The sequence below is a fragment of the Glaciihabitans sp. INWT7 genome (assembly GCF_014217685.1).
Taxonomy (GTDB): Bacteria; Actinomycetota; Actinomycetes; order Actinomycetales; family Microbacteriaceae; genus Lacisediminihabitans.
Genome location: NZ_CP043653.1, coordinates 31,911 through 51,717, shown reverse-complemented (window position 1 = coordinate 51,717; position 19,807 = coordinate 31,911). Strand labels below are relative to the sequence as shown.

Here is a 19,807-nt window from a genome sequence, read left to right as displayed (position 1 = left end):
TGTTGGATGATTCATCCAATGACGGGGATCGGTGACGAGAATAGCGTGGCCCCATGGCCACCTCTCCCACTCCCGTGCTCCAGTCCCGTCACATCGTCCACGCGATTCCCGGCCCGCGATCCCGGGAGTTGCAGGAGCATCGCGACGGCCAGGTGACGAGCGCGTTCGGCTCCGCGCTGCCCGTGTTCATCGATCGAGCGGAGGGCGCCATCCTGCAGGATGTCGACGGCAACCGCATCATCGACTTCGCCTCCGGGATTGCCGTCACGAGCGTCGGCGCGACGAATGCCTTCGTGCAGGCACAGGTCGCCGCGCAGCTCGATCGCTTCACCCACACCTGTTTCATGGTCACCGAGTACGAGGGATTCACCGAGGTCTGCCGCTGGCTGAATGCCCACACCCCTGGCACCTTCGACAAGCGCACCGCGCTGTTCTCCACCGGCGCAGAGGCCGTGGAGAACGCCATCAAGATCGCGCGAACCGCTACTGGGCGACCGAACGTTCTGGTCTTCGATGAGGCGTACCACGGTCGCTCCCTTCTCACGATGGCGATGACGGCGAAGGAAAAGCCATACAAGGAGGGGTTCGGGCCCTTTCCCGAGCAGATCTTCCGCGCCCCGAACGCCGCTCCCCTGCGTTGGCCGAGCGGTGCCGGGAATGCCGCCGCCGAAGCGCTCGCCGCCGTCGAGGCGATCCTCGCCGAAAACGGACCCGAGACCTTCGCGGCCATGGTCATCGAACCGATCCAGGGCGAGGGCGGCTTCCTCGTTCCGGCACCGGGCTTCCTCGCCGGGTTGCGGGCGATCGCGGATGCCCACGGGATCGTCTTCGTGATGGACGAGATCCAGGCCGGGATGGGCCGCACCGGCACCCTCTTCGCCAGCGAGCACGAGGGCGTCGTCGCCGACCTGATCATCACGGCGAAGGCTCTCGGTGGCGGACTTCCACTCTCGGCCGTGACCGGTCGCACGGAGCTCTTGAACGCGGTGCCCAGCGGTGGCCTCGGCGGCACCTACGCCGGCAACCCGCTCGCCTGTGCTGCCGCGCTCGGGGTCTTCGAGGCCTTCGCGGACGGATCCCTGCTCGCCAATGCGGCTTCCATCGAAAGCATCTCGCGCTCCCACCTCGAACCACTGCTCGACTCCGTGCCCGTCGTGGCCGAGGTGCGGGGCCGTGGGGCGATGCTCGCGGTCGAATTCGCCGATCCCGGTACCCTCGCGCCCCGCCCGGATGTCGCAAAGGCGGTCGCCGCCGCGTGTCATGCCGCCGGTGTGCTCGTGCTGGTCTGCGGCACCTTCGGCAACGTCATCCGCCTTCTCCCCCCTCTGGTCATCGGCACCGAACTGCTCGAAGACGGCCTGGGAGTGCTCACCGCCGCCATCGAGGAGCAGGGCGCTACGGCATGACTCTTGCGGCGACGGCGGAGGACGCCAGCTTCGACCCCCGCACCGGCGAACGCACCGGCGCGGTCCCGCACTCGACACCGGATGACGTCTCCCGCATCCTGCACCGCGCCAGCGGGGCGGCGTCCGTGCTCGCGGGCCTCAACCCGGCGATCCGCGAGGGCTGGCTCGCCGCCGCCTCCGCCTCGGTGCTCGCCGCCTCCGCCGAACTCGTCGATCTCGCCCGGTCCGAGACCGGGCTCGGGGTCGCCCGCCTCGAAGGCGAACTTGCTCGAATGGCGGCGAGCGCCCGGTTCTACGGCGCGGTGGCCCGCGAGGGGAGTTACCTCGCGGTGAGCCGCGACGACCTCGATGGCGGATCGACGATCGTGCGCGGCAACCTCCCCCTCGGCGTGGTCGGCGTCTTCGGCGCGAGCAATTTCCCCTTCGGCTTCGGCATCTTCGGACACGATGTGGCGAGCGCCCTTGCGGCGGGCTGCCCGGTGGTGGTGAAGGCGCACCCCGCTCATCCGCGGCTCAGCGTGCGTCTCGGCCAGGTGGTGCGGGATGCTCTCGCCGCTTCCAGCGCCCCCGAGGGCACCTTCGACGTCGTAGTCGGCTTCGACTCCGGTCTTCAGCTCGTCGACTCTCCCCTCGTTCGCGCTGTCGCGTTCACCGGCAGCCAGCAGGCGGGCATGGCGCTCGTCGAGCGCGGTGCTCGGCGCGGCATCCCCGTCTTCGCCGAGATGGGCACGGTCAACCCGGTGTTCGTCAGCCCCGCGGCCGCCACCGACCGCGACGTGATCGCCCAGGGGTTCGTCGACTCCTTCACCCTGGGCGCCGGACAGTTCTGCACCAAGCCCGGCCTCATCCTCGTGCCGGCCGGTCACGGCTTCGTCGAGTCGATCACCACGTGCGTCGCGCGAGTCGCCGAGGAGCCCCTCCTCACTGCCGGAATCGCCGCCGCCTATCGCCGCGGTCTCGCCGAGCTCGACCCCCACACCGCCCCCGACCCCCGCATCACCCCCGACCCACCGGCCGCAGCCGGCTACGCGGTCGCACCGCGTGTGATCGCGGTGTCCCTCGACCAGCTCGTGCCCGGGTCGCGACTGCTCGACGAATGCTTCGGCCCGGTCGCCCTCGTCGCCGAGTACGACACGGTCGCCGGTGCCCTCGCCGCCCTCGATCGCCTCCAGCCCTCGCTCGCCGGCTCGGTGTTCAGCGGCGCCGACGGCGATGAGGATGCGGTGGCCGCTATCGCGCAGCTCGCCCCGCGGGTCGGGCGAGTCGCGGTGAACGCCTGGCCCACCGGAGTGGCCACCACCTGGTCGCAGCAGCACGGCGGCCCCTGGCCCGCGACCTCGCGCCCGGATGCCACGAGCGTCGGCGCCGCCGGGCTCGCCCGCTTCGTGCGACCGGTGAGCCTGCAGAACGCGACATCCATCCAGCTTCCGCCCATGCTGCAGCCGCAGAATCCCTGGAACCTGCCCCGTCGCCTGAATGGGCGACTGGTACCGTGCGAATGACCCCGACCGAAGGAACCCCCGTGCCCGAGACCTCCGACCTCATCGACGTCGACTCGCTGCTCAGCGACTCGGAACTCGAGTTGCGCAGCACCGTGCGAGCCTTCGTCGACGCGGAGATCAAGCCGCACATCGCCGGCTGGTACGACGCCGCGGTGTTTCCCACCGAGATCATCCCGCGCCTCGCGGAGCTCGGCCTGCTGGGAATGCATCTCGGCGGCTACGGCTGCCCGGGTCGCTCCGCGGTGGAGTACGGCATCGCGGCCCTCGAATTGGAGGCCGGCGACTCTGGCCTGCGCACCTTAGTGAGCGTTCAAGGCTCGCTCGCGATGACCGCCATCCACAGGCACGGCTCCGAGGAGCAGAAGCAGGAGTGGCTGCCGCGGATGGCCGCAGGCACGGCCATCGGATGCTTCGGGCTCACCGAACCTACTGCCGGCTCAGACCCCGGCAGCATGACCACGTTCGCCCGGCGCGACGGGGACGACTGGGTGATCAACGGCACCAAACGCTGGATCGGTCTCGCCTCGATCGCCGACATCGCCGTGATCTGGGCGATGACGGATGACGGCATCCGGGGCTTCCTCGTGCCCACCGGCACGAGCGGGTTCACCGCGACCGTCATTCCGCAGAAGCTGTCGATGCGTGCCTCCATCCAGTGCGAGATCGAGCTCGCGGAGGTGCGCCTTCCCGCCTCAGCGATGTTGCCGAAGGCGAAGGGCCTACGCGGTCCCTTCGAGTGCCTCAACGAGGCCCGGTACGGCATCATCTGGGGAGCGATGGGCGCCGCCCGCGACAGCTACCTGGCCGCCCTCGACTACTCCGCGCAGCGTCTGCAGTTCGGCAAGCCGCTGGCGGGCTGCCAGCTCACGCAGGAGAAGCTCGTGAACATGGCCCTCGAGATCAACAAGGGCACCCTGCTGGCGCTTCAGCTCGGTCGCCTGAAGGACGCCGGAAGACTTCAGCCGCACCAGATCTCGATCGGCAAGCTCAACAACTGCCGCGAGGCCATCCAGATCGCCCGGGATGCCCGTGCCATGCTCGGCGGCAACGGAATCACCCTCGACTACTCGCCGCTGCGCCACGCCAACAATCTCGAGAGCGTGCGCACCTACGAGGGCACGGACGAAGTGCACACCCTCGTGATCGGCAACCACATCACCGGGATCGCGGCGTTCCGCTGATTGCGCCTCAGGCCCGGGCCTGCTCCAGCACGGCATCCAGGCGTTCGAAGTCCTCGTCCATGCCGGAGTCCATTCCGGATGCCAGCATCGCATCGCACGCTTCTTTCGACGTGTAGGTGGAGGTCACCTCCAGTGCGCTGGAATCCTGGCCGAGCGCGACGAAGCGCAGCGTCTCGAGGGTGGCGCCGGGCTCGTCCTCATACTCCCAGGTGTGCACAATGAGACCCGGACTGACCAGATGGTACGAGCCTCGAAATGCCCAACTGCCCGATGCGGACTCGACGACGTAGCGGAATGAACCACCCGTGGTCGCATCGAAACGCTCGATTCGCACGCTCGTGCCACGGGGCCCCATCCACTGGGAGAACAGCTCCACCTCGGTGTGGGCGCGCTGCACCTTCTCGGCCGATGCCGCGAACTCCCGACGGTGAAAGATGCTCTGCTCGCCAATTCGAGTGTGCTCGGTGAGTCCCGGCTGGCGGATGTCGTGCGTGTTCATGGTCTCTCCTCTGGGGTATCGGTCGAATCGTTCAGCGTGTCGAGCAGGTCATCGAGGCGTGCGTAGCGCTGCTCGAGGCGGTCTCGTCGTGATTCCATCCACGTGAGGGCCTCTTCGAGCGGCTCGAGAACCAATTGGACCCTTCGTGTGCGTCCCTCTCGCCGACGCGTGAGCAAGCCGGCGCGTTCGAGCACATCGAGATGCTGTGAGACGGCCTGAAAGGAGATCTCGAAGAGCGCGACGAGCTCGCCGACCGTCGCATCCGAGCTCGCCAACCGGTCGACGATCGTCGATCTGATCGGATCACCGATGGCGGCGAAGGTCTGAGTCACGGTGGCGGTCACAATCCCAATTATTCAATCAAACGGTTGAATGTCAAGGGGAGCCCAGCCGAATGGCTGAAGAGGGCGGGAGCGAGCACCTTCGCACAACGATTGTCGGGTCCCTCTGGCAGGCTGGGGTGATGACGAAGGACGTGCAGATCACCTTTGATTGCGCTGATCCCGGCACGTTGGCGCTCTTCTGGGCCGAAGCGCTCGGGTACGAGGTGCAACCGCCGCCGCCCGGGTTCGAGTCGTGGGACGCGGCCTTGGCCGCATTCGGCGTTCCCCCCGAACAGCGGAACTCGCGCTCGGCGATCGTTGCTGCCGAGGGATCCCACCCCCGGGTGTTCTTCCAACGCGTTCCCGAGGGAAAGACGGTCAAGAACCGGGTGCACCTCGATATTCGGGCAGCACCGGGGCTCGAGGGCGACGAACGCATGAACACTCTGGAGACCGAGGCCGATCGCCTCGCAGCGCTCGGTGCGACCCGCGCGTATCGGGTGGAGCCGGACAGTGCGACCGGCGAATCCGGATTCATCACGATGCACGACCCCGAGGGCAACGAGTTCTGCCTCGACTAGCGGACCGGCTGGCCCGGCACGCCGCGCGGGCGCAAGGAGCGGACCGAACGCGCGGGCCGAACGCGCGGGCCGAACGAGCTGGCATGGTCGTGCAGTCGTTCGCGCCATGCCTTTGTAGGTCTGTCTTTGTGGCAATGCCGCAGTCGCGGTGTCTTCGGAGCGCGGTCGCAGGGTGAAGAATCGAATCATGGGATGGTCACGCGGCGTCGGGAGAGTTCGCGGAAGCAGTGAAGTGCTGGCGACCGATCGACGTGCCCGATGAGGGCCGAGCGCACCGCGTACGGGGATGCCGTCCGTGCGGTGAGGGCCGGCGAGCTCGACCCGGATGATGCCGCGGACCGACTGATCGACCGGATGACGGTGAGAGAAGTGCTCGGGCTGCTCGACGGGGACTCCCCGCGACGCCTGTTGCCCCTCATTCCGGTGCTGCTCGGCCGACGACCGTTCGTGGCCGGGGCGGTCACGCGGCTCGGCATCCCGGGCATTCGTTTCAGTGACGGCGCGCGCGGAGTGGTGATCGGCGCCTCCACGGCCTTCCCGGTGACGATGGCTCGGGCCGCGACCTGGGATCCGGAGCTTGAGCAGCGGGTCGGCCTCGCCATCGGCCTGGAGACCAGGGCACGGGGCGCCAACTACGCCGCCTCCGTGTGCGTCAACCTCCTCCGTCACCCCGCGTGGGGCCGGGCACAGGAGTGCTACGGGGAGGATCCGGTGCTCACGGGTCGCATGGGATCCGCGATGACCCGGGGGCTCCGCGCGAATGTGATGGCCTGCGTGAAGCACTTCGCGCTCAATTCGATGGAGAACGAGCGCTTCGAGGTCGACGTGTCGGTCGACGACCACGCCCTAAACGAGGTGTACCTGCCGCACTTCAAGGCGGTGCTGGATGCCGGGGCCGACTCGGTGATGAGTGCCTACAACCGGGTGCGGGGCGAATACATGGACGTCAACGGGGCCCTGCTCACCGACGTTCTGCGGAACGAGTGGGGCTTCCCGGGGTTCGTGACGAGCGACTGGGTGTTCGGCACCCATGATGCGGTCGCCAGCCTAGAAGCGGGCATGGATGTGGAGATGCCGTTGCGGCTGCTCCGCGCCCGCGCTCTGCCGTCGGCGTTGCGGTCGGGAGCCCTGTCCCGCGCGACCGTCCAACGCTCGGCGAGGCGCATCCTGCGCACCACCGTGCTGCATGCCGCGACCCGCGAGATGACGGAGCCCAGCGCCTCCCTCGTCGCCTCCCCCGCCCACCGGGACCTCGCTTACCGAGTCGCCGCGGAGTCGATCGTGCTGCTCAAGAACGACGCGGTCGGCCCGGCACCGCTACTGCCCCTCGATCCCGGCATTCGGAGTCTCGCCGTGATCGGCCGGCTGGCCGCGCGGGCGAACCTCGGCGATCACGGCTCGTCCCGCGTTCGCCCCCCGAGCACGGTCTCGCCGCTGCAGGGCCTGCGGGGGGCGCTCCCGGGAGTGCGGATCACCGCCGACTCTGGCACGGACCCGCGCTCCGCCACGTCGGTGGCCGCTGCTGCCGAGACGGTCGTGCTCGTCGTCGGCCTCGACCAGCACGACGAGGGTGAATCCGTCGTCACCGGCGGTGTGGATGTGGGCATTCTGGGCCGGGCCTTCGGCTCCGGCCCCCTCCGTCGGCCCCTGATGGGTCTCGCGCACCTGGCATCCCACTTCGTGCGAGGGGGCGACCGCAGCTCGCTCGACCTCCGGCCGAGTGACGTGCGCCTCATCCACGCGGTCGTGGCCGCAAACCCACGCACCATCGTCGTGCTGATCGGCGGCAGTGCAATCCTGACCACGGAATGGCAGGATCGCGTGCCGGCTCTGCTCCTCGCCTGGTATGGCGGGATGGAGGGGGGACACGCCCTCGCGAGCGTGCTGACCGGCACCCTGGAGCCAGGGGGGCGCCTCCCGTTCGTCATGCCGACCGACCCCGCACACCTGCCGGCGTTTGACAGCGCGGCGAAGTCCGTCGTCTATGACGACCGGTGGGGTCAGCGCCTGCTCGATGAAGAGGGCCATGCCGCCGCTCACCCCTTCGGGTTCGGCTTGGGCTACACGACGTTCGATCATCTGCTTCTCGACCACAGCTTCGACGAGACAGGCGGCACGGCCAAGGTGCTCGTCACCAATACCGGCGACCGAGCGGGCTCGACCGTTGTGCAGGTCTATGCCGCAGACGTGTCGCTCCACAGGCCGGTCGCTCAGCTGCTGGGTTTCCGCAAGGTCCCGCTCCGGCCCGGAATGGAAACGACGGTGGACGTCGCGCTGGATGCCGTACCGACGCTGCAACGCGATCCGGAGACTCACCGGTGGACGGCGCGCCCGGGCGACTGGGCCGTGCTTGCCGCCCAACACAGCCCCGGCGGCTGGGAGGGCGCACGCCCGCTGTACCGAGCCGCCGACCGGGACGCTACCGGGACCGGCTGAGCGGGACTGGCTGAGCGGGGCCGGCTGACAGGGGCACCGCTGCCGGCGTCAACCGACCGGCGGGCCGGCGACACTGGCGGGAGTATTCGCCGCGAGCCCTTCCACGCGCACGGGGAGTGATTCGTCCTGGCGCAGCACACTGCGGAGTAGCCTCCGAGCCTCCCATCGGAACGACACCCGGGTCTCGTCGCGCCGGAGCACCAGCTTCCCAGCGGGGTCCGCATATCGTTTCTGCAGGTCGACGAGCTCCTCGGCCTGCATCAGTGAGACGGTACTGTCGGTGGCGCGGTCGATCAGGCGCACCAGGGCGGTCGGTCCCGTCAGATCGCTGGCGATCTGTCGCTGCTCGCTCGCGGCGAGGATCGTCTTCTGCGCCGCGCGCGTCACGATCAGCGGTCGGGATGGCCCGGAGAGCAGTCCGCGCAGCACGTCGGCCGCTGCGTCGGGACGCCCGATCCGTCGTGCGGCCTCCTGCATCCGCGCGAGCCGCCCCGGCTCCCGCAGCAGCTCATCGATCTTCCAGCCGATAGTGGCGGTGGAATTGCAGCGCACCGCCGCCCCTTGCTCCATCAGGTAGTCCCCGTTGCGCACCTCCTGCCCCGGGATCGGATTCACCAGCACCATGGGAAGCCCGGCGGCCATGCACTCCGAGGCCGACAGCCCGCCCGGTTTGCCCACGAAGAGGTCGGCGCGGCTGAGCAGCTGCGGCATCTCCTCCGTGTACCCGAGCACGCGGTAGCGGTCGCCCGCGGGCGCGACGAGCTGCTCGATGCGCTGGCGTAGCGCATCGTTTCGCCCACACACGATCGTGGCCGTGAACGGGGAGCGGATGTGCAGCGTCTGCCGCACCACCGCGACGGCGTAGTCGCCGCCGGCCGCCCCCGCGGAGATCAGCAGCATCGGCGGTGCCTCGGGGTCGCGGGCCTGACCCGATCGCGGTTGTGATGCGATCGGGATGCCGGTGACGGCGACGCGGTCGGGAGGCAGGCCGAGGGAGGTGAGCTGCACCCTCCCCTCCTCCCTCGCGACGAAGAGTGCATGGAAGGCACTCGTGAGCCACAGACCCTGGAAGTCGTAGTCCGTCGTGACGATGGCGGTCTTCGCATCGATCGTGCCGCGGAGCAACAGCGATGCCAGCAACTGGGCGGGCAGGAAGTGGGTGCTGACGATCGCGGTCGGTCGGAACTTCTTGATGGCAGCGACCACCGGAAGCGCGTTCGCCCGGGTCCAGGGGTCGATCGGGCCGCGCCGGCGGAACGGCGGATCGCTGACATCGTAAGCCCACTCCACCAGCCACGGCAGGTTCTCCACGAGAACGAAGTAACCCTTCCCCAACAGGTCGCGATACAACACGCTGCTCTCCTGCAGCACATCGAGCACCCGCACTTCGGCGACATCGTCGCGCGCGAGGCATGCCTGTTGCACTGCCGCCGCCGCGCTGTTGTGCCCCGATCCCACCCCGGCCGAGAGGATCAGCACGCGCTCCCCTCCCACGGTGGTGGAGCCTCCGGCCGACGTGCTGCGCATGATGCGATGCTAGCTCGCCGCACCTGCGCCGGGTCGACCGGCCACGGGGGAATGGCAGGCCGATGATGAGACTCGGCCTCGCTGTCCTCACGGCGGTCGCGCCGTGGCCGGTCTTCACGACGGCGGGTCTCGCGGCCAAGACCCTCTGAGCAGAGGCTGGGCGACTCGGCAGGCCCGAATCCGCTCGCCGGTCACACTTTGCCCGTGCAAATCGTCATCTAGGTAGGGGCTGCACTCCGCAACCCCCGCCATCGAAAGAACGGGAACAACACCAATGAAAACCATGACCTGTCGACAGCTGGGCGGCCCGTGTGATCATCAGCTGAGTGCGGAGACAGCGGACCAGGTGATCAAAGACCAGGACCGCCATCTCACGCAGGCGGTGAAGGACGGTGATGCCACCCACGATCAGGCGCGAAAGGATATGAAGAATCGCTGGAAACATCCGAAGCAGTCGATGGACTGGTATTCCGGCACCAAGAAAGCGTTCGCCGCCCTTCCAGAGGACTAGGTTGAGCCTCGACCATGCCGGGGACCGGTGAGGATGGGAATCATCGTGAACCAGACCGACGAATTCGAGCAGCATCGACCCCGGTTGCTGAGGGTCGCCGGGCGCGTGCTCGGCGATCCCCACGAAGCCGAGGATGTCGTGCAGACCGCGTGGCTGCGGATGGCTGCTGCCGACGGGGCCATCGACAACCTCGCGGGGTGGTTGACGACGGTGACGACCCGTCTGTGTCTTGACCGACTGCGCGCCCGCATCCCAGTGCCCGAAGCGCTGGTCGAGGCGACTGAGACCACCCCCGACCCTTCCGAGGAGGTCGCCCTCGCCGAGACCGTCGGGGTCGCGCTGCAGGTGCTTCTTGATCGGCTGACACCGCCAGAGCGCGTCGCGTTCGTGCTTCACGACAACTTCGGGTTTCCCTTCGCCACTATCGCGGAGATTCTGGGACAGACTCCGGCGGCCTCCCGCAAGTTGGCGTCCCGGGCCCGCAGCAAGCTGTCATTGACGAAGACCCCGCTGGAGCAACAAGACGGGCACGCCGACTGGCAGGTGGTGGATGCCTTCCTGGCCGCGGCCCGGAACGGAGAATTCGCCCGCTTGCTCGAGCTTCTCGCCCCGGACGTCACTGTGCGCGGTGATTCCGCGGCAATCGCCCTGGGAACGCCGGAGTTCATCGATGGCAGAGAGCGGGTCGCGACGTTCTTCAATGGCGCGGCGAAGGCCGCCTTTCCCGTCTATGTCGCGGAGCGCGCGGCGGCTGCCTGGATCCATCTCGGCGAAGCGAAGGTCGTCTTCGACTTCAGCATCGAAAAGGGGCAGGTCACGCGCATCGACTTCCGAGCGGACCCCGCGCTGCTGGCTCGGGTGCAGCGTCGCACCGGTCAGCAGCGGGCGTGACCGCCAGGCTGTGACCCTCTGGGTCAGGCGGCCAGATGGAACGTGGTCGCAAAGCGGTCGAGAAGGTCGCCGCGGCCGCGCAGCACCTCGACCACACCCGTCTGTATCGCGCGATCCGGGCTCAGCTCACCGGAGATGAGCCGCCGGATGTCCGGCCCCGCGGCGAATGCGAGGTCGGCCAGTCCGTCCCCACGACTCACATCGAGGGCGGATCCGTGCACCCGGATGAGCAGCTCCGCCGCACCGAGTCGGGCCGAGTAGGCGGTCGACGGCAGACTCGCCGCCACCTCCGGTCGAAAGGCGGTGCGCAGATCCATGGTCATCGAATCGGGGGTGATGATCTGCTCCTCCCGCGGATCACCCAGGGTCTTGAATCCCCAGGCGCCGAGAGCGAGCACCACAGGTTCGAGTTCCCGGCCGTACGGAGTCAGCTCGTACACAATGACGCGGGAGTGTGGCACCCGGCGCAGGATGCCCGCCGCCTGCAGTTCCTTGAGGCGCGCCGCCAGGATGTTGCTCGGGATCCGCGGCAGCCCCGCAGCGAGCTCGCCATACCGGCGCGGCCCGACCAGCAGGTCGCGAACGATGAGCAGTGCCCAGCGTTCGCCCACGAGCTCCAGCGCTTGTGTGATGCCGCCGTATTGCCCGTAGTCCCGTGCGGCCATGTGTTCAGCCCTGCTGGCCGAGGGCCGCCTCGGGGCCTTGCGCGGCAGCGACCGGATCCATCCACCCGAAGTCGATCGAATTACCGTCCGGATCGTTGACCCCCCGCTGGTACATGAAGCCGTAGTCCGAGGCCGGGCGGGGTTCCGATCCGCCCGCAGCGAGCCCGTCGGTGACGGCCGTATCGACCGCCTCCCGGCTGTCGAGGAAGATCGCGACGGATGCCGTGGGGCTCACCGCCGGATCACCGATGGTCAGGTCGGTGAAGGTCTGAAAGTACTCGCGCACGTGGATCATGAAGTAGCTGTGGTCCTCCTCGACGACGACGCAGGCCGCGTTGTGATCGGTGAAGAGCGGGTTGATGGTGAATCCGATCGCTGTATAGAACACCTTCGCGCGCTCCAGGTCGGTCACCGGCAGGTTGACGAACATCGTGGGCATCGTGATCTCCTTCGCTGGGCCCCGTCTGCGGGATGAGGCTACACTTGCAAAAAACAAGTGAGCTGTCAAGGGTCATCCGCAGCGGCGGTCAGCGCTCTCGGTTACCTAGCGGGCCCGAGCAGTACGGCGAGCATCGCCGCCGTCCCGCCGACGATGAACATCATGGTTCCCAGCTGCATGGTGCGGCTCTTGTTGCGATCGGCGGTCGGAACATCCACCTCGAGTACCGGGCATCCAGACCACCCGATCAGGCCGATGGACAGAGCGACCACCCCGGCTCCGACCCACCACAACACGGCCAGGCCTTTGGCAAGCACTGCGGGGCGCCATCCGCTGCCCAGCAGTAGGCCCAGAGTCACGGCGGATGCGCCGACCGCGACAGCGAACCACGCCGTGCCTGTCCACATGATGCGTTTGAGAGTACTTTCGGGTGTCATCAGTTCGTGCGTCACCCTGTCATTTTCATCCCGAAACCCGATTTCGGGTATGCCTTGACGAGGGTGCCGCGCCTCGCTACAGCCGAACTCAGATGCTGCGGTGGTCTCGCACGGCGAGCTCGAGCGCCTCGAGGTTCGGGGCGATCGAGGCATCGACGGCCAGGGGGTCGGTGATGTTGAGTTGTTGCATCGCCCGGCGACTCTCGGGCGCGGTGTTGATCTCGTGCTCGCCGGCCTCCAGCGCCGCGATGACATCGGTGATGACATCCTCGAGGGAGCGACGCTCCCAGCCGAGTTCTGCTCCGGCGCTCTGCGACGTCATCATCGCCGTGTCGGTCGCGCCGGGATAGACGGTGGCGACGTGAACGCCACTGCCGAACACCTCCCGCCGAAGCGATTCACCGAACTGCGCGATTCCGGACTTGGTGGCCGCATAGACCGAGTAGAAGGGCATACCGACGAGCGCAATGCCACTGGCGATATTGAGCAGGATGCTGCCGCGGTCCGCAGCGGAGCGCCGAAGAGCGGGGAGCAATGCCTTGGTCAGGAGAATCGGGGTAGTGAGGTTCAGGTCGATCATCGAATGAACGTCCGCGTCACTCGTGAGTTCGAGCCTGCCGGCACGAACATTCCCCGCATTGTTTACGAGCAGATCGACGACGCTCCACGACGCGACAGCGGCCGCGACGCGCTCCACGGCACCATCCCGGGTGAGGTCTTCGACCAGGATGTCGGCGGTTCCGCCCTCGGCGGCCACCATCCGCGCCGTTTCGGAGAGCGTCTGCTCGTGTCTGCCGACAAGGAGGAGATGACCCCCGCGTCGACCGAATTCGAGCGCAAGCGCACGCCCGATTCCCTGGCCCGCTCCGGTGATGATGCCGTTGCGGTCGGTGAGGTCCAGGTTGGCGCGTTCCATGAGCAGGCTTCTTTCCTTCGGTTGCCCGCGGATCACGGCGATCGGAGCTTCCCGATCACCCTCGCGAGGCCTCTCCAAGACAACGGGAGACAGCGGGAAGAATTCCCCGATGGCTCGTCTCGTGGTGAAGAGTGTGGCGTCACGCGGAGGTCTACTTCCTGACCTTCTCGAACCCGTCTCCGGGACGACCCCTCGTGCCCTTACCGTCAGGTCGGCCACCACGACAACATTACGCGACCTTCTCCTCGAGCCTGCGGGTGCGGAAGATTCTGCCGTCGAGTTGCTCGCCTGACTAACGACGGCCGTTATTGACCTTGTCAGGATTGGCGAACAGCGCGGCACTGGCATCCAGTGGGCCGCCATGCCCCTGCCCGATCTGGGGAAGCCCGATATCGGGCCGGAACACGAATCCGGAATCTGGCTTACCGGTTGAGCTGTAGTTGTTGTGCAGCAGCGAGAGCCTACGCACGGACCAGGCGATGACGCCGATGCCGAGGAGCAGGAGCGCCGATCCGCCCGTGATCAGGGCGAGGGAGATGCCCGGCTCGGCGTTCCCGAGCCCGAACAGGCCCCGAGGCCACAGCAACACGGAACCGGCGATAAGAAGGACGCCCGTCAGGAGTGTGAGCCGTGCGACCATCCGCCGCCGGAGCCTGGCGTTGTCCACCGCGGCCAGCAGAGCCGCGCGGGATGCCTCGTTCTCCGCGTCACTCTCGCGAGCACCTCTCATGTCCTCACACTATGCCGAGAAACCTGCCACCACCAGACGAAGGAGAAGGGGAGGGGAGGCCGTTTCGGAGCCGAGGCATCCGTGCTTCCTCCCGTGATCCCCGGGGTGGATGCTGCGGCAGATCACCAGGCCGGTCCGACCCGCATCCAGTCGTGTGCGCCATGGATTTCTGGCGTTCGAAACCCTAGGCTGACGGAAATCGGGGATCCCGAGCGGTTCGGAAGGCACTGTGAAACTTCTTCTCACCTCGGCGGGGGTCTCGAACCCGAGCATTCTCGACGCGCTGGTCGAGCTGTTGGGCAAACCGATCGGGGAGTCCACCGCACTGTGCATCCCGACTGCCCAATACGGTCACCCCTGGGTGGGGCCCGGCGTCAAGGCATGGGAGTTCATCTCCGGCAGGTCCGAGAATCACATGGTCGACCTGGGCTGGAAGTCCGTCGGGGTGCTCGAGCTGACCGCCCTGCCGAGCATTGACGAAAGCCGCTGGAAGCCGCTGGTTCGCGAGACGGATGCCCTTCTCGTTGCCGGCGGCGACGCCCTCTACCTGTCCCACTGGATGCGACAGTCGGGGCTGGCGGAGATGCTCCCATCGTTGAGCAGGATGGTTTGGGTGGGGCTCAGCGCGGGCAGCATGGTGATGACTCCACGCATCGGCAAAGAGTTCGTCGGCTGGCAACCACCAAGCGGAGACGACAGCACCCTTGCGGTGGTCGACTTCTCGATCTGTCCGCATCTGGCCACGATCGAGCTGCCGGGCAATTCGATGGCAGCGGCGGAGAAATGGGCCGCAGGCATCGCTAGCCCGTCCTATGCGATCGACGACCAGACCGCGATCACTGTCGTCGACGATTCCGTCAGTGTTGTCTCGGAAGGGCACTGGCGGCACTTCTCGCCCTAGGATCGGGCCCGACGCACCCGGGGCCCGCCCTCGCGCCGCACGATTGACGAGGCACCGGTGGCACCGCTTCGATCGCGCTACTTGAGGATGCGGATCATCTTCCGGTTCACGAACTCTTCGATGCCGAAGCGCCCGAGCTCGCGGCCAAACCCGCTGCGCTTGATGCCCCCGAAGGGCAGTTCGGGGCTGTCGAGCCCCACGCCGTTGACGAAGACCATGCCTGCCTCGATCTGGTCGGCGACTCGCAGTACCTGCTCGGAGTCCGTCGAGAAGAGGTAGGAACCGAGCCCGAACGGGGTGTCATTCGCCAGAGTGACAGCCGCGGCCTCGTCCGGCACGCTGTAGACGATGGCGACCGGGCCGAAGAACTCCTCGTGGTGGGCATCCATCTGCGCCGTGACCCCCGTGAGCACCACCGACGAGAAGTAGGTGCCGCTGCGGTCGCCACGAGCGACGACGGTCGCGCCCTGGGCGATCGCCCGGTCGACTTGCTCGTCGAGGCGATCGGCGGCGAGCGCTGACGACAGCGGGCCGAGCACCGTGCCATCCGCCATCGGGTCCGACGGAGTCGGTTGGGTGAGCTTCGCGGTGAAGCGGGCGAGGAAGTCCTCGTAGAGGTCGCCAAGCACGACGAACCGTTTTGCCGCGTTGCAGGCCTGCCCGTTGTTATCGATACGGCCGGAGACCGCGGCATCGACCGTGGCATCCATGTCGTCGGTGCTGAGAAGGATGAACGGGTCCGATCCGCCGAGCTCGAGGACCACCTTCTTCAGGTTGCGGCCCGCCACCTCGGCGACAGCCGCGCCGGCGCGCTCCGAACCGGTGAGGGAGACTCCGACGAGGCGCGGATCCGCGATCAGCCCGGCGACCTGCTCATTGGACGCGTAGATGTTGACGTAAGCGCCCTCGGGGAACCCGGCATCGTGGAAGATCTGCTCGATCGCGGCCGCCGACTCCGGGCACTGCCCCGCATGCTTCAGCAGAATGGTGTTGCCGAGCACCAGGTTCGGACCGGCGAAGCGGGCCACCTGGTAGTAGGGGAAGTTCCACGGCATGATGCCGAGAAGCGCGCCGAGGGATGACCGGCGCACGAAGGCGCTGCCCTCACCGTCGAGGAGGTCGATCTGCTCGTCGGCGAGGAACTTCTCGCCGTTCTCGGCGTAGTAGGAATAGATCGCTCCGCTGAAATCGACCTCGCCGAGGGCCTGGTCGAGCGGCTTGCCCATCTCACGCACGATGATCTCCGCCAGCGCTTCCCGACGCTCCACATGCAGTTCGGCGACCCTCTGCACGAGGGCCGTGCGCTCGGCGAGGGTGCTCGTGCGTGACCAGGTGCGGTGAGCGTTGTCGGCGGACCCGAGCGCGGCATCCAACTCGGCATCGGTCGCCGTCGGGAAGACGGCTCCCTGTGCTCCGGTGGCGGGATTGGTGACGACATACTCGCTCATGCGTGCTCCTCGATATGTGTTCGCGGCCGGCCCGTGCACCACATCGTGCACCACATCGGGCTAACGAAACCTAGAAGGAAATCTACGGGATCGGGCGGAGCTCTGCAGCCGGGGTAGCGCCACGCCAGATCGGGACTACCGTCGCAATCATGGAATTTCGCACACTCGGAAACAGCGGCACTGTCGTCTCAGCGCAGGCCCTCGGCACCATGACCTTCGGCGCGGAGGCCGACGAAAAAACATCCCACCTCATCCTCGACTCCTTCCTCGAGGCCGGCGGCACCTTCATCGACACTGCGGATGTCTACAGCTCCGGCACGTCGGAAGAGATCATCGGCTCCTGGCTCTCCTCGCACCCCACCGAGCGGGAGCAGGTCGTGATCGCGACCAAGGGACGGTTCCCGATGGGCACCGGCCCCAACGACCTCGGTCTCAGCCGCCGTCACCTCGGGCGCGCGCTCGACGCATCCCTCCGCCGTCTCGGAGTGGAACAGATCGACCTCTACCAGATGCACGCGTGGGACGCCTTCACCCCGATCGAGGAGACCCTCGGATTTCTGAACGACGCGATCGGGCAGGGCAAGATCGCCTACTACGGCTTCTCCAACTATCTCGGTTGGCAGCTCACCAAGGCCGTGCATGTGGCGAAGGCCCACGGTTGGGCCCCACCGGTCACCCTGCAGCCTCAGTACAGCCTCCTGGTGCGCGACATCGAACACGAGGTGGTGCCGGCGGCTCTCGACGCGAGCATCGGCCTGTTGCCGTGGTCGCCCCTCGGTGGTGGTTGGTTGAGCGGAAAGTACGTGCGCGACCAGGCGCCGACCGGTGCGACCCGCCTCGGGGAGAATCCCGAGCGCGGCATGGAGGCCTGGAAGCAGCGCAACGCCCGCGAACAGACCTGGACGATCATCGACACCGTGAAGTCGGTTGCGGACGCCCACGGCGCGAGCTCCTCACAGGTCGCTCTCGCCTGGCTCGGAGCCCAGCCCGCGGTGACGTCGGTGATTCTCGGGGCTCGCACTGTCGCCCAACTCACCGACAACATGGGCGCCGTCGACCTGAAACTCTCACCGGAGCAGCTCGACAGCCTCACCGCGGCGAGCGCACCCCGTTCCGACGACTATCCCTATGGTGTCGCCGGAGTGGCCCAGCGCAACCGCAATCTCGAGGGCGGGCGCTGAGGGCTACTGCCCGCAGTAGCGGCCCACCCAGTCGTAGAACTCCGCCTTGACCACGGGGGAGACCGCGACGCGGAAGTAGGCGTCCTCGAACTCGCCAGCGACGGCGTGGAAGGGGATGAGCGTGCCGATCTTGTCTTCGGAGATCACGTGGGTTCCGCACCGGGACGGCACGAAGTCGAGGGTGAGGACCGTCGGGGCAGTCGCAGCACTGAAGGTGATTCCGAGCGGACGCACCTCACCCTCCGTCGGGATCAGCAGCGTTGTGCCGGTGGTGGACACGAGTGTCACGGTGCCAGGGGACCCCGTCGGGGCGATGGTGACGTCGAGGATGGCGAGCTCCGAGCCATCCCGCGTCTCGAACCGCAGGTGCGGCGCCGGGGTGATGCTCGCGACCTTCTCGAAGGCCTGCTGCCCGCAGTCTTGCGCATGCAGGGCGCCGAGGGAGTTGAACGGCACCTTCGGTCTGCTCGTGACCACGAGAGGGGAACCGCCCTTGGGGATGAGGTGGATCGTGGCGGTCGGCTTGGAATCCGGGCCCTCGCAGACCGGCGGCGGCACGGTCGCCGGGAAGTCCGTGGTCGTGCCGGCGACCAGGGTGTATGGCAGGTGGCCGGCGGTGCCGGATCCCTCAAAGTACGCGGAGGTGAAGGTAGCGGCGGTGATGACCACATCCGTGCTTCCGCGATTGGTGATCTCGACCTGCAGGCTGCGAGTCGCATAGTCGGCGCGGTTTTGGAACAGAGCGACAGAGAGCTTCGGCTCTGGCGCGGTCGAGCATCCGCTGAGGAGTGGAAGGAGCGCTGCGGCGATCAGTATCGCGGCGCCAGCCGCCCCGGAAACCCTCACTGGATGTCACCGCCCATGTTGGAAACCTACCGGACGCCGGCATCGCCGCCCGGATGGGGCAGATGCCCGGCGGGCGGCGCGAGAGCGCCGGAATATCCCGTCGACGCTCGCGCGAGATAGCGTGAGATATGACCACAACTCCGCCACCCCCGGATGATGCGGTGAAAGCATCGTGGCCCACCCAGCTCCGCAAGCAGACCTGGGCCTATCTGACTCGTCGCACCCTGCATGAATTCGTGCAGGATGGCGGCATCGATGCGGCCGCAGGACTCACTTTCTTCTCGGTGCTCTCGGTATTCCCCGCGGCTCTGGCGATCGTCTCCCTGATCGGGGTATTCGGGGACGGACCGGGCACCGTCGATCGCCTGCTGTTCCTGCTCAACCAGGTCGCCCCCGGTCCTGTCGTCGATGTGCTGCGCACGCCGCTCACCGACATCGCCACCACCTCAACGGCGAGCTTCGCGCTGATCGCCGGCGTGATCGCCTCGCTGTGGTCCGCCTCCGCCTACGTGAGCGCGTTCAGTCGGGCCATGAACCGCATCTACGAGGTGCCCGAGGGGCGTCCCTATTGGAAGCGCAAGCCGGCTCAACTGGCCGTCACCGTGCTCCTCGTCATCCTGATCTTGATCATCGCGATCATCGTGGCGGCATCGAAACCGATTCTGCGGTCTCTCGGTGGCGCGCTGGGCGTGGGGAATACCGCCGTCACCGTGTGGGACATCGCGAAATGGCCGGTGCTCGTCGCAGCCGTGATCACGATCGTGACGGTGCTCTACGCGACGACACCGAACATCCACCAGCCACGATTCCGCTGGCTGAGTCCGGGGGCGATTCTCGCCATCAGCCTGCTCGGCGCGGCATCGGGAGGCTTTGCCTTCTACCTGGCGAACTTCGCCAGCTACAACCGCACCTTCGGCGCTCTTGCCGGCGTCATCATCTTCTTCGTCTGGCTGTTCCTCGTCAATGTCGCGCTCCTGTTCGGGGCCGAGTTCAATACGGAACTCGAGCGAGGGCGAGAGCTTCAAGCCGGCATCCGCGCCGAAGCGCAACTCCAGCTTCCGACTCGAGACACGACAGCGAGCGACCTCGCCCAACGCACGGCCAAGGTCGACGAACAGCTCGGGGCGCTGCTGCGAGACGGAGAGCCTCTTCCCCACCGCACCGACACCCTGACCTATCGCCTCCGCACTGCTGTCCGCTCCGTGCTGGAGCGGATCCGGCACCGCGGCTGAGCTCTACCCTCCCGGGTTCGACGCAGCCGCGATCGCGGATCACGCTGACGTCTACGCCATCCGAGACGGCGGCATCGACCTCGGTACGGCGTGACGAGCCGGATCCGAGGGCGGATCACGCCGAACACGGGATAGTCTCGACTTCTCGACTTCTC

20 protein-coding genes are annotated in these 19,807 nt (G+C 67.4%); 10 read left to right on the top strand and 10 right to left on the bottom strand.

Annotated elements, in window-relative coordinates; translation table 11 throughout:
* Positions 1-53: 53 nt before the first annotated feature.
* The 3 genes from F1C58_RS00245 to F1C58_RS00235 are packed head-to-tail and all read left to right on the top strand — an operon-like array spanning position 54 to position 4,089.
* A complete protein-coding gene (locus F1C58_RS00245; protein WP_185202075.1) occupies positions 54-1,406 on the top strand; it encodes an aminotransferase class III-fold pyridoxal phosphate-dependent enzyme in 1,353 nt (450 codons plus the stop codon).
* On the top strand, positions 1,403-2,908 hold the full coding sequence (locus F1C58_RS00240; protein ID WP_185202074.1) for an aldehyde dehydrogenase family protein: 1,506 nt from the start codon (positions 1,403-1,405) through the stop codon (positions 2,906-2,908). The genes F1C58_RS00245 and F1C58_RS00240 overlap by 4 nt, the downstream gene beginning before the upstream one ends.
* The gene (locus F1C58_RS00235) at positions 2,905-4,089 is read left to right on the top strand and encodes an acyl-CoA dehydrogenase family protein (protein WP_185202073.1); all 1,185 of its coding nucleotides are present in this window, start codon (positions 2,905-2,907) and stop codon (positions 4,087-4,089) included. The genes F1C58_RS00240 and F1C58_RS00235 overlap by 4 nt, the downstream gene beginning before the upstream one ends.
* Before the next feature lie 7 nt (positions 4,090-4,096).
* Here the strand turns inward: F1C58_RS00235 and F1C58_RS00230 are convergent, their stop codons facing one another.
* Both F1C58_RS00230 and F1C58_RS00225 read right to left on the bottom strand, forming a co-directional pair.
* Complete coding sequence (locus F1C58_RS00230) at positions 4,097-4,588, bottom strand: SRPBCC domain-containing protein (RefSeq protein WP_185202072.1); 492 nt, start codon at positions 4,586-4,588, stop codon at positions 4,097-4,099.
* Positions 4,585-4,932, bottom strand: coding sequence for a helix-turn-helix transcriptional regulator (locus F1C58_RS00225; RefSeq protein WP_255461171.1), 348 nt, complete (start codon positions 4,930-4,932; stop codon positions 4,585-4,587). The genes F1C58_RS00230 and F1C58_RS00225 overlap by 4 nt, the downstream gene beginning before the upstream one ends.
* A 119-nt stretch (positions 4,933-5,051) precedes the next feature.
* Between F1C58_RS00225 and F1C58_RS00220 the strand changes: the two genes are divergently transcribed.
* Both F1C58_RS00220 and F1C58_RS00215 read left to right on the top strand, forming a co-directional pair.
* Positions 5,052-5,492, top strand: a complete 441-nt coding sequence (locus F1C58_RS00220; protein ID WP_185202071.1) for a VOC family protein — start codon at positions 5,052-5,054, stop codon at positions 5,490-5,492.
* A gap of 258 nt (positions 5,493-5,750) precedes the next feature.
* The gene (locus F1C58_RS00215; protein ID WP_185202070.1) at positions 5,751-7,928 is read left to right on the top strand and encodes a beta-glucosidase; all 2,178 of its coding nucleotides are present in this window, start codon (positions 5,751-5,753) and stop codon (positions 7,926-7,928) included.
* Positions 7,929-7,976: 48 nt separating this feature from the next.
* On the opposite strand, the gene F1C58_RS00210 is transcribed toward F1C58_RS00215, so the two are convergent.
* Complete coding sequence (locus F1C58_RS00210) at positions 7,977-9,455, bottom strand: glycosyltransferase (protein WP_185202069.1); 1,479 nt, start codon at positions 9,453-9,455, stop codon at positions 7,977-7,979.
* 274 nt (positions 9,456-9,729) lie between these two features.
* On the opposite strand from F1C58_RS00210, the gene F1C58_RS00205 reads away from it, so the two are divergent.
* Together F1C58_RS00205 and F1C58_RS00200 are read left to right on the top strand one after the other, a co-directional pair.
* Complete coding sequence (locus tag F1C58_RS00205) at positions 9,730-9,966, top strand: hypothetical protein (RefSeq protein ID WP_185202068.1); 237 nt, start codon at positions 9,730-9,732, stop codon at positions 9,964-9,966.
* Between the two features lie 45 nt (positions 9,967-10,011).
* Entirely contained in the window at positions 10,012-10,857 is an 846-nt protein-coding gene (locus F1C58_RS00200) for a sigma-70 family RNA polymerase sigma factor (RefSeq protein ID WP_185202067.1), read from the top strand.
* A 23-nt stretch (positions 10,858-10,880) separates the two neighbouring features.
* Here F1C58_RS00200 and F1C58_RS00195 read toward each other — a convergent pair whose 3' ends face one another.
* From F1C58_RS00195 to F1C58_RS00175, 5 genes are all read right to left on the bottom strand, one after another.
* Positions 10,881-11,522, bottom strand: coding sequence for a helix-turn-helix domain-containing protein (locus F1C58_RS00195; RefSeq protein ID WP_185202066.1), 642 nt, complete (start codon positions 11,520-11,522; stop codon positions 10,881-10,883).
* Positions 11,523-11,526: 4 nt separating this feature from the next.
* Positions 11,527-11,961, bottom strand: a complete 435-nt coding sequence (locus tag F1C58_RS00190) for a VOC family protein (protein WP_185202065.1) — start codon at positions 11,959-11,961, stop codon at positions 11,527-11,529.
* Positions 11,962-12,062: 101 nt separating this feature from the next.
* Entirely contained in the window at positions 12,063-12,413 is a 351-nt protein-coding gene (locus tag F1C58_RS00185) for a hypothetical protein (protein ID WP_185202064.1), read from the bottom strand.
* 73 nt (positions 12,414-12,486) lie between these two features.
* Entirely contained in the window at positions 12,487-13,314 is an 828-nt protein-coding gene (locus F1C58_RS00180) for an SDR family oxidoreductase (protein WP_219731997.1), read from the bottom strand.
* A 292-nt stretch (positions 13,315-13,606) separates the two neighbouring features.
* Complete coding sequence (locus tag F1C58_RS00175) at positions 13,607-14,044, bottom strand: hypothetical protein (RefSeq protein ID WP_185202063.1); 438 nt, start codon at positions 14,042-14,044, stop codon at positions 13,607-13,609.
* Positions 14,045-14,273: 229 nt separating this feature from the next.
* Between F1C58_RS00175 and F1C58_RS00170 the strand changes: the two genes are divergently transcribed.
* On the top strand, positions 14,274-14,945 hold the full coding sequence (locus F1C58_RS00170) for a Type 1 glutamine amidotransferase-like domain-containing protein (protein ID WP_185202062.1): 672 nt from the start codon (positions 14,274-14,276) through the stop codon (positions 14,943-14,945).
* Positions 14,946-15,022: 77 nt separating this feature from the next.
* Here the strand turns inward: F1C58_RS00170 and F1C58_RS00165 are convergent, their stop codons facing one another.
* Positions 15,023-16,393: an NAD-dependent succinate-semialdehyde dehydrogenase gene (locus F1C58_RS00165; RefSeq protein ID WP_185202061.1), complete on the bottom strand. Its 1,371-nt coding sequence runs from the start codon at positions 16,391-16,393 to the stop codon at positions 15,023-15,025.
* A gap of 149 nt (positions 16,394-16,542) precedes the next feature.
* Between F1C58_RS00165 and F1C58_RS00160 the strand changes: the two genes are divergently transcribed.
* Complete coding sequence (locus tag F1C58_RS00160; protein WP_185202060.1) at positions 16,543-17,574, top strand: aldo/keto reductase; 1,032 nt, start codon at positions 16,543-16,545, stop codon at positions 17,572-17,574.
* Positions 17,575-17,577: 3 nt separating this feature from the next.
* Here the strand turns inward: F1C58_RS00160 and F1C58_RS00155 are convergent, their stop codons facing one another.
* Positions 17,578-18,420 carry a hypothetical protein gene (locus F1C58_RS00155; RefSeq protein WP_185202059.1) on the bottom strand — a complete coding sequence of 281 codons (843 nt, stop codon included), beginning with the start codon at positions 18,418-18,420 and terminating at the stop codon, positions 17,578-17,580.
* A gap of 128 nt (positions 18,421-18,548) precedes the next feature.
* Between F1C58_RS00155 and F1C58_RS00150 the strand changes: the two genes are divergently transcribed.
* Complete coding sequence (locus F1C58_RS00150) at positions 18,549-19,652, top strand: YihY/virulence factor BrkB family protein (protein ID WP_185202058.1); 1,104 nt, start codon at positions 18,549-18,551, stop codon at positions 19,650-19,652.
* Positions 19,653-19,807: the final 155 nt, after the last annotated feature.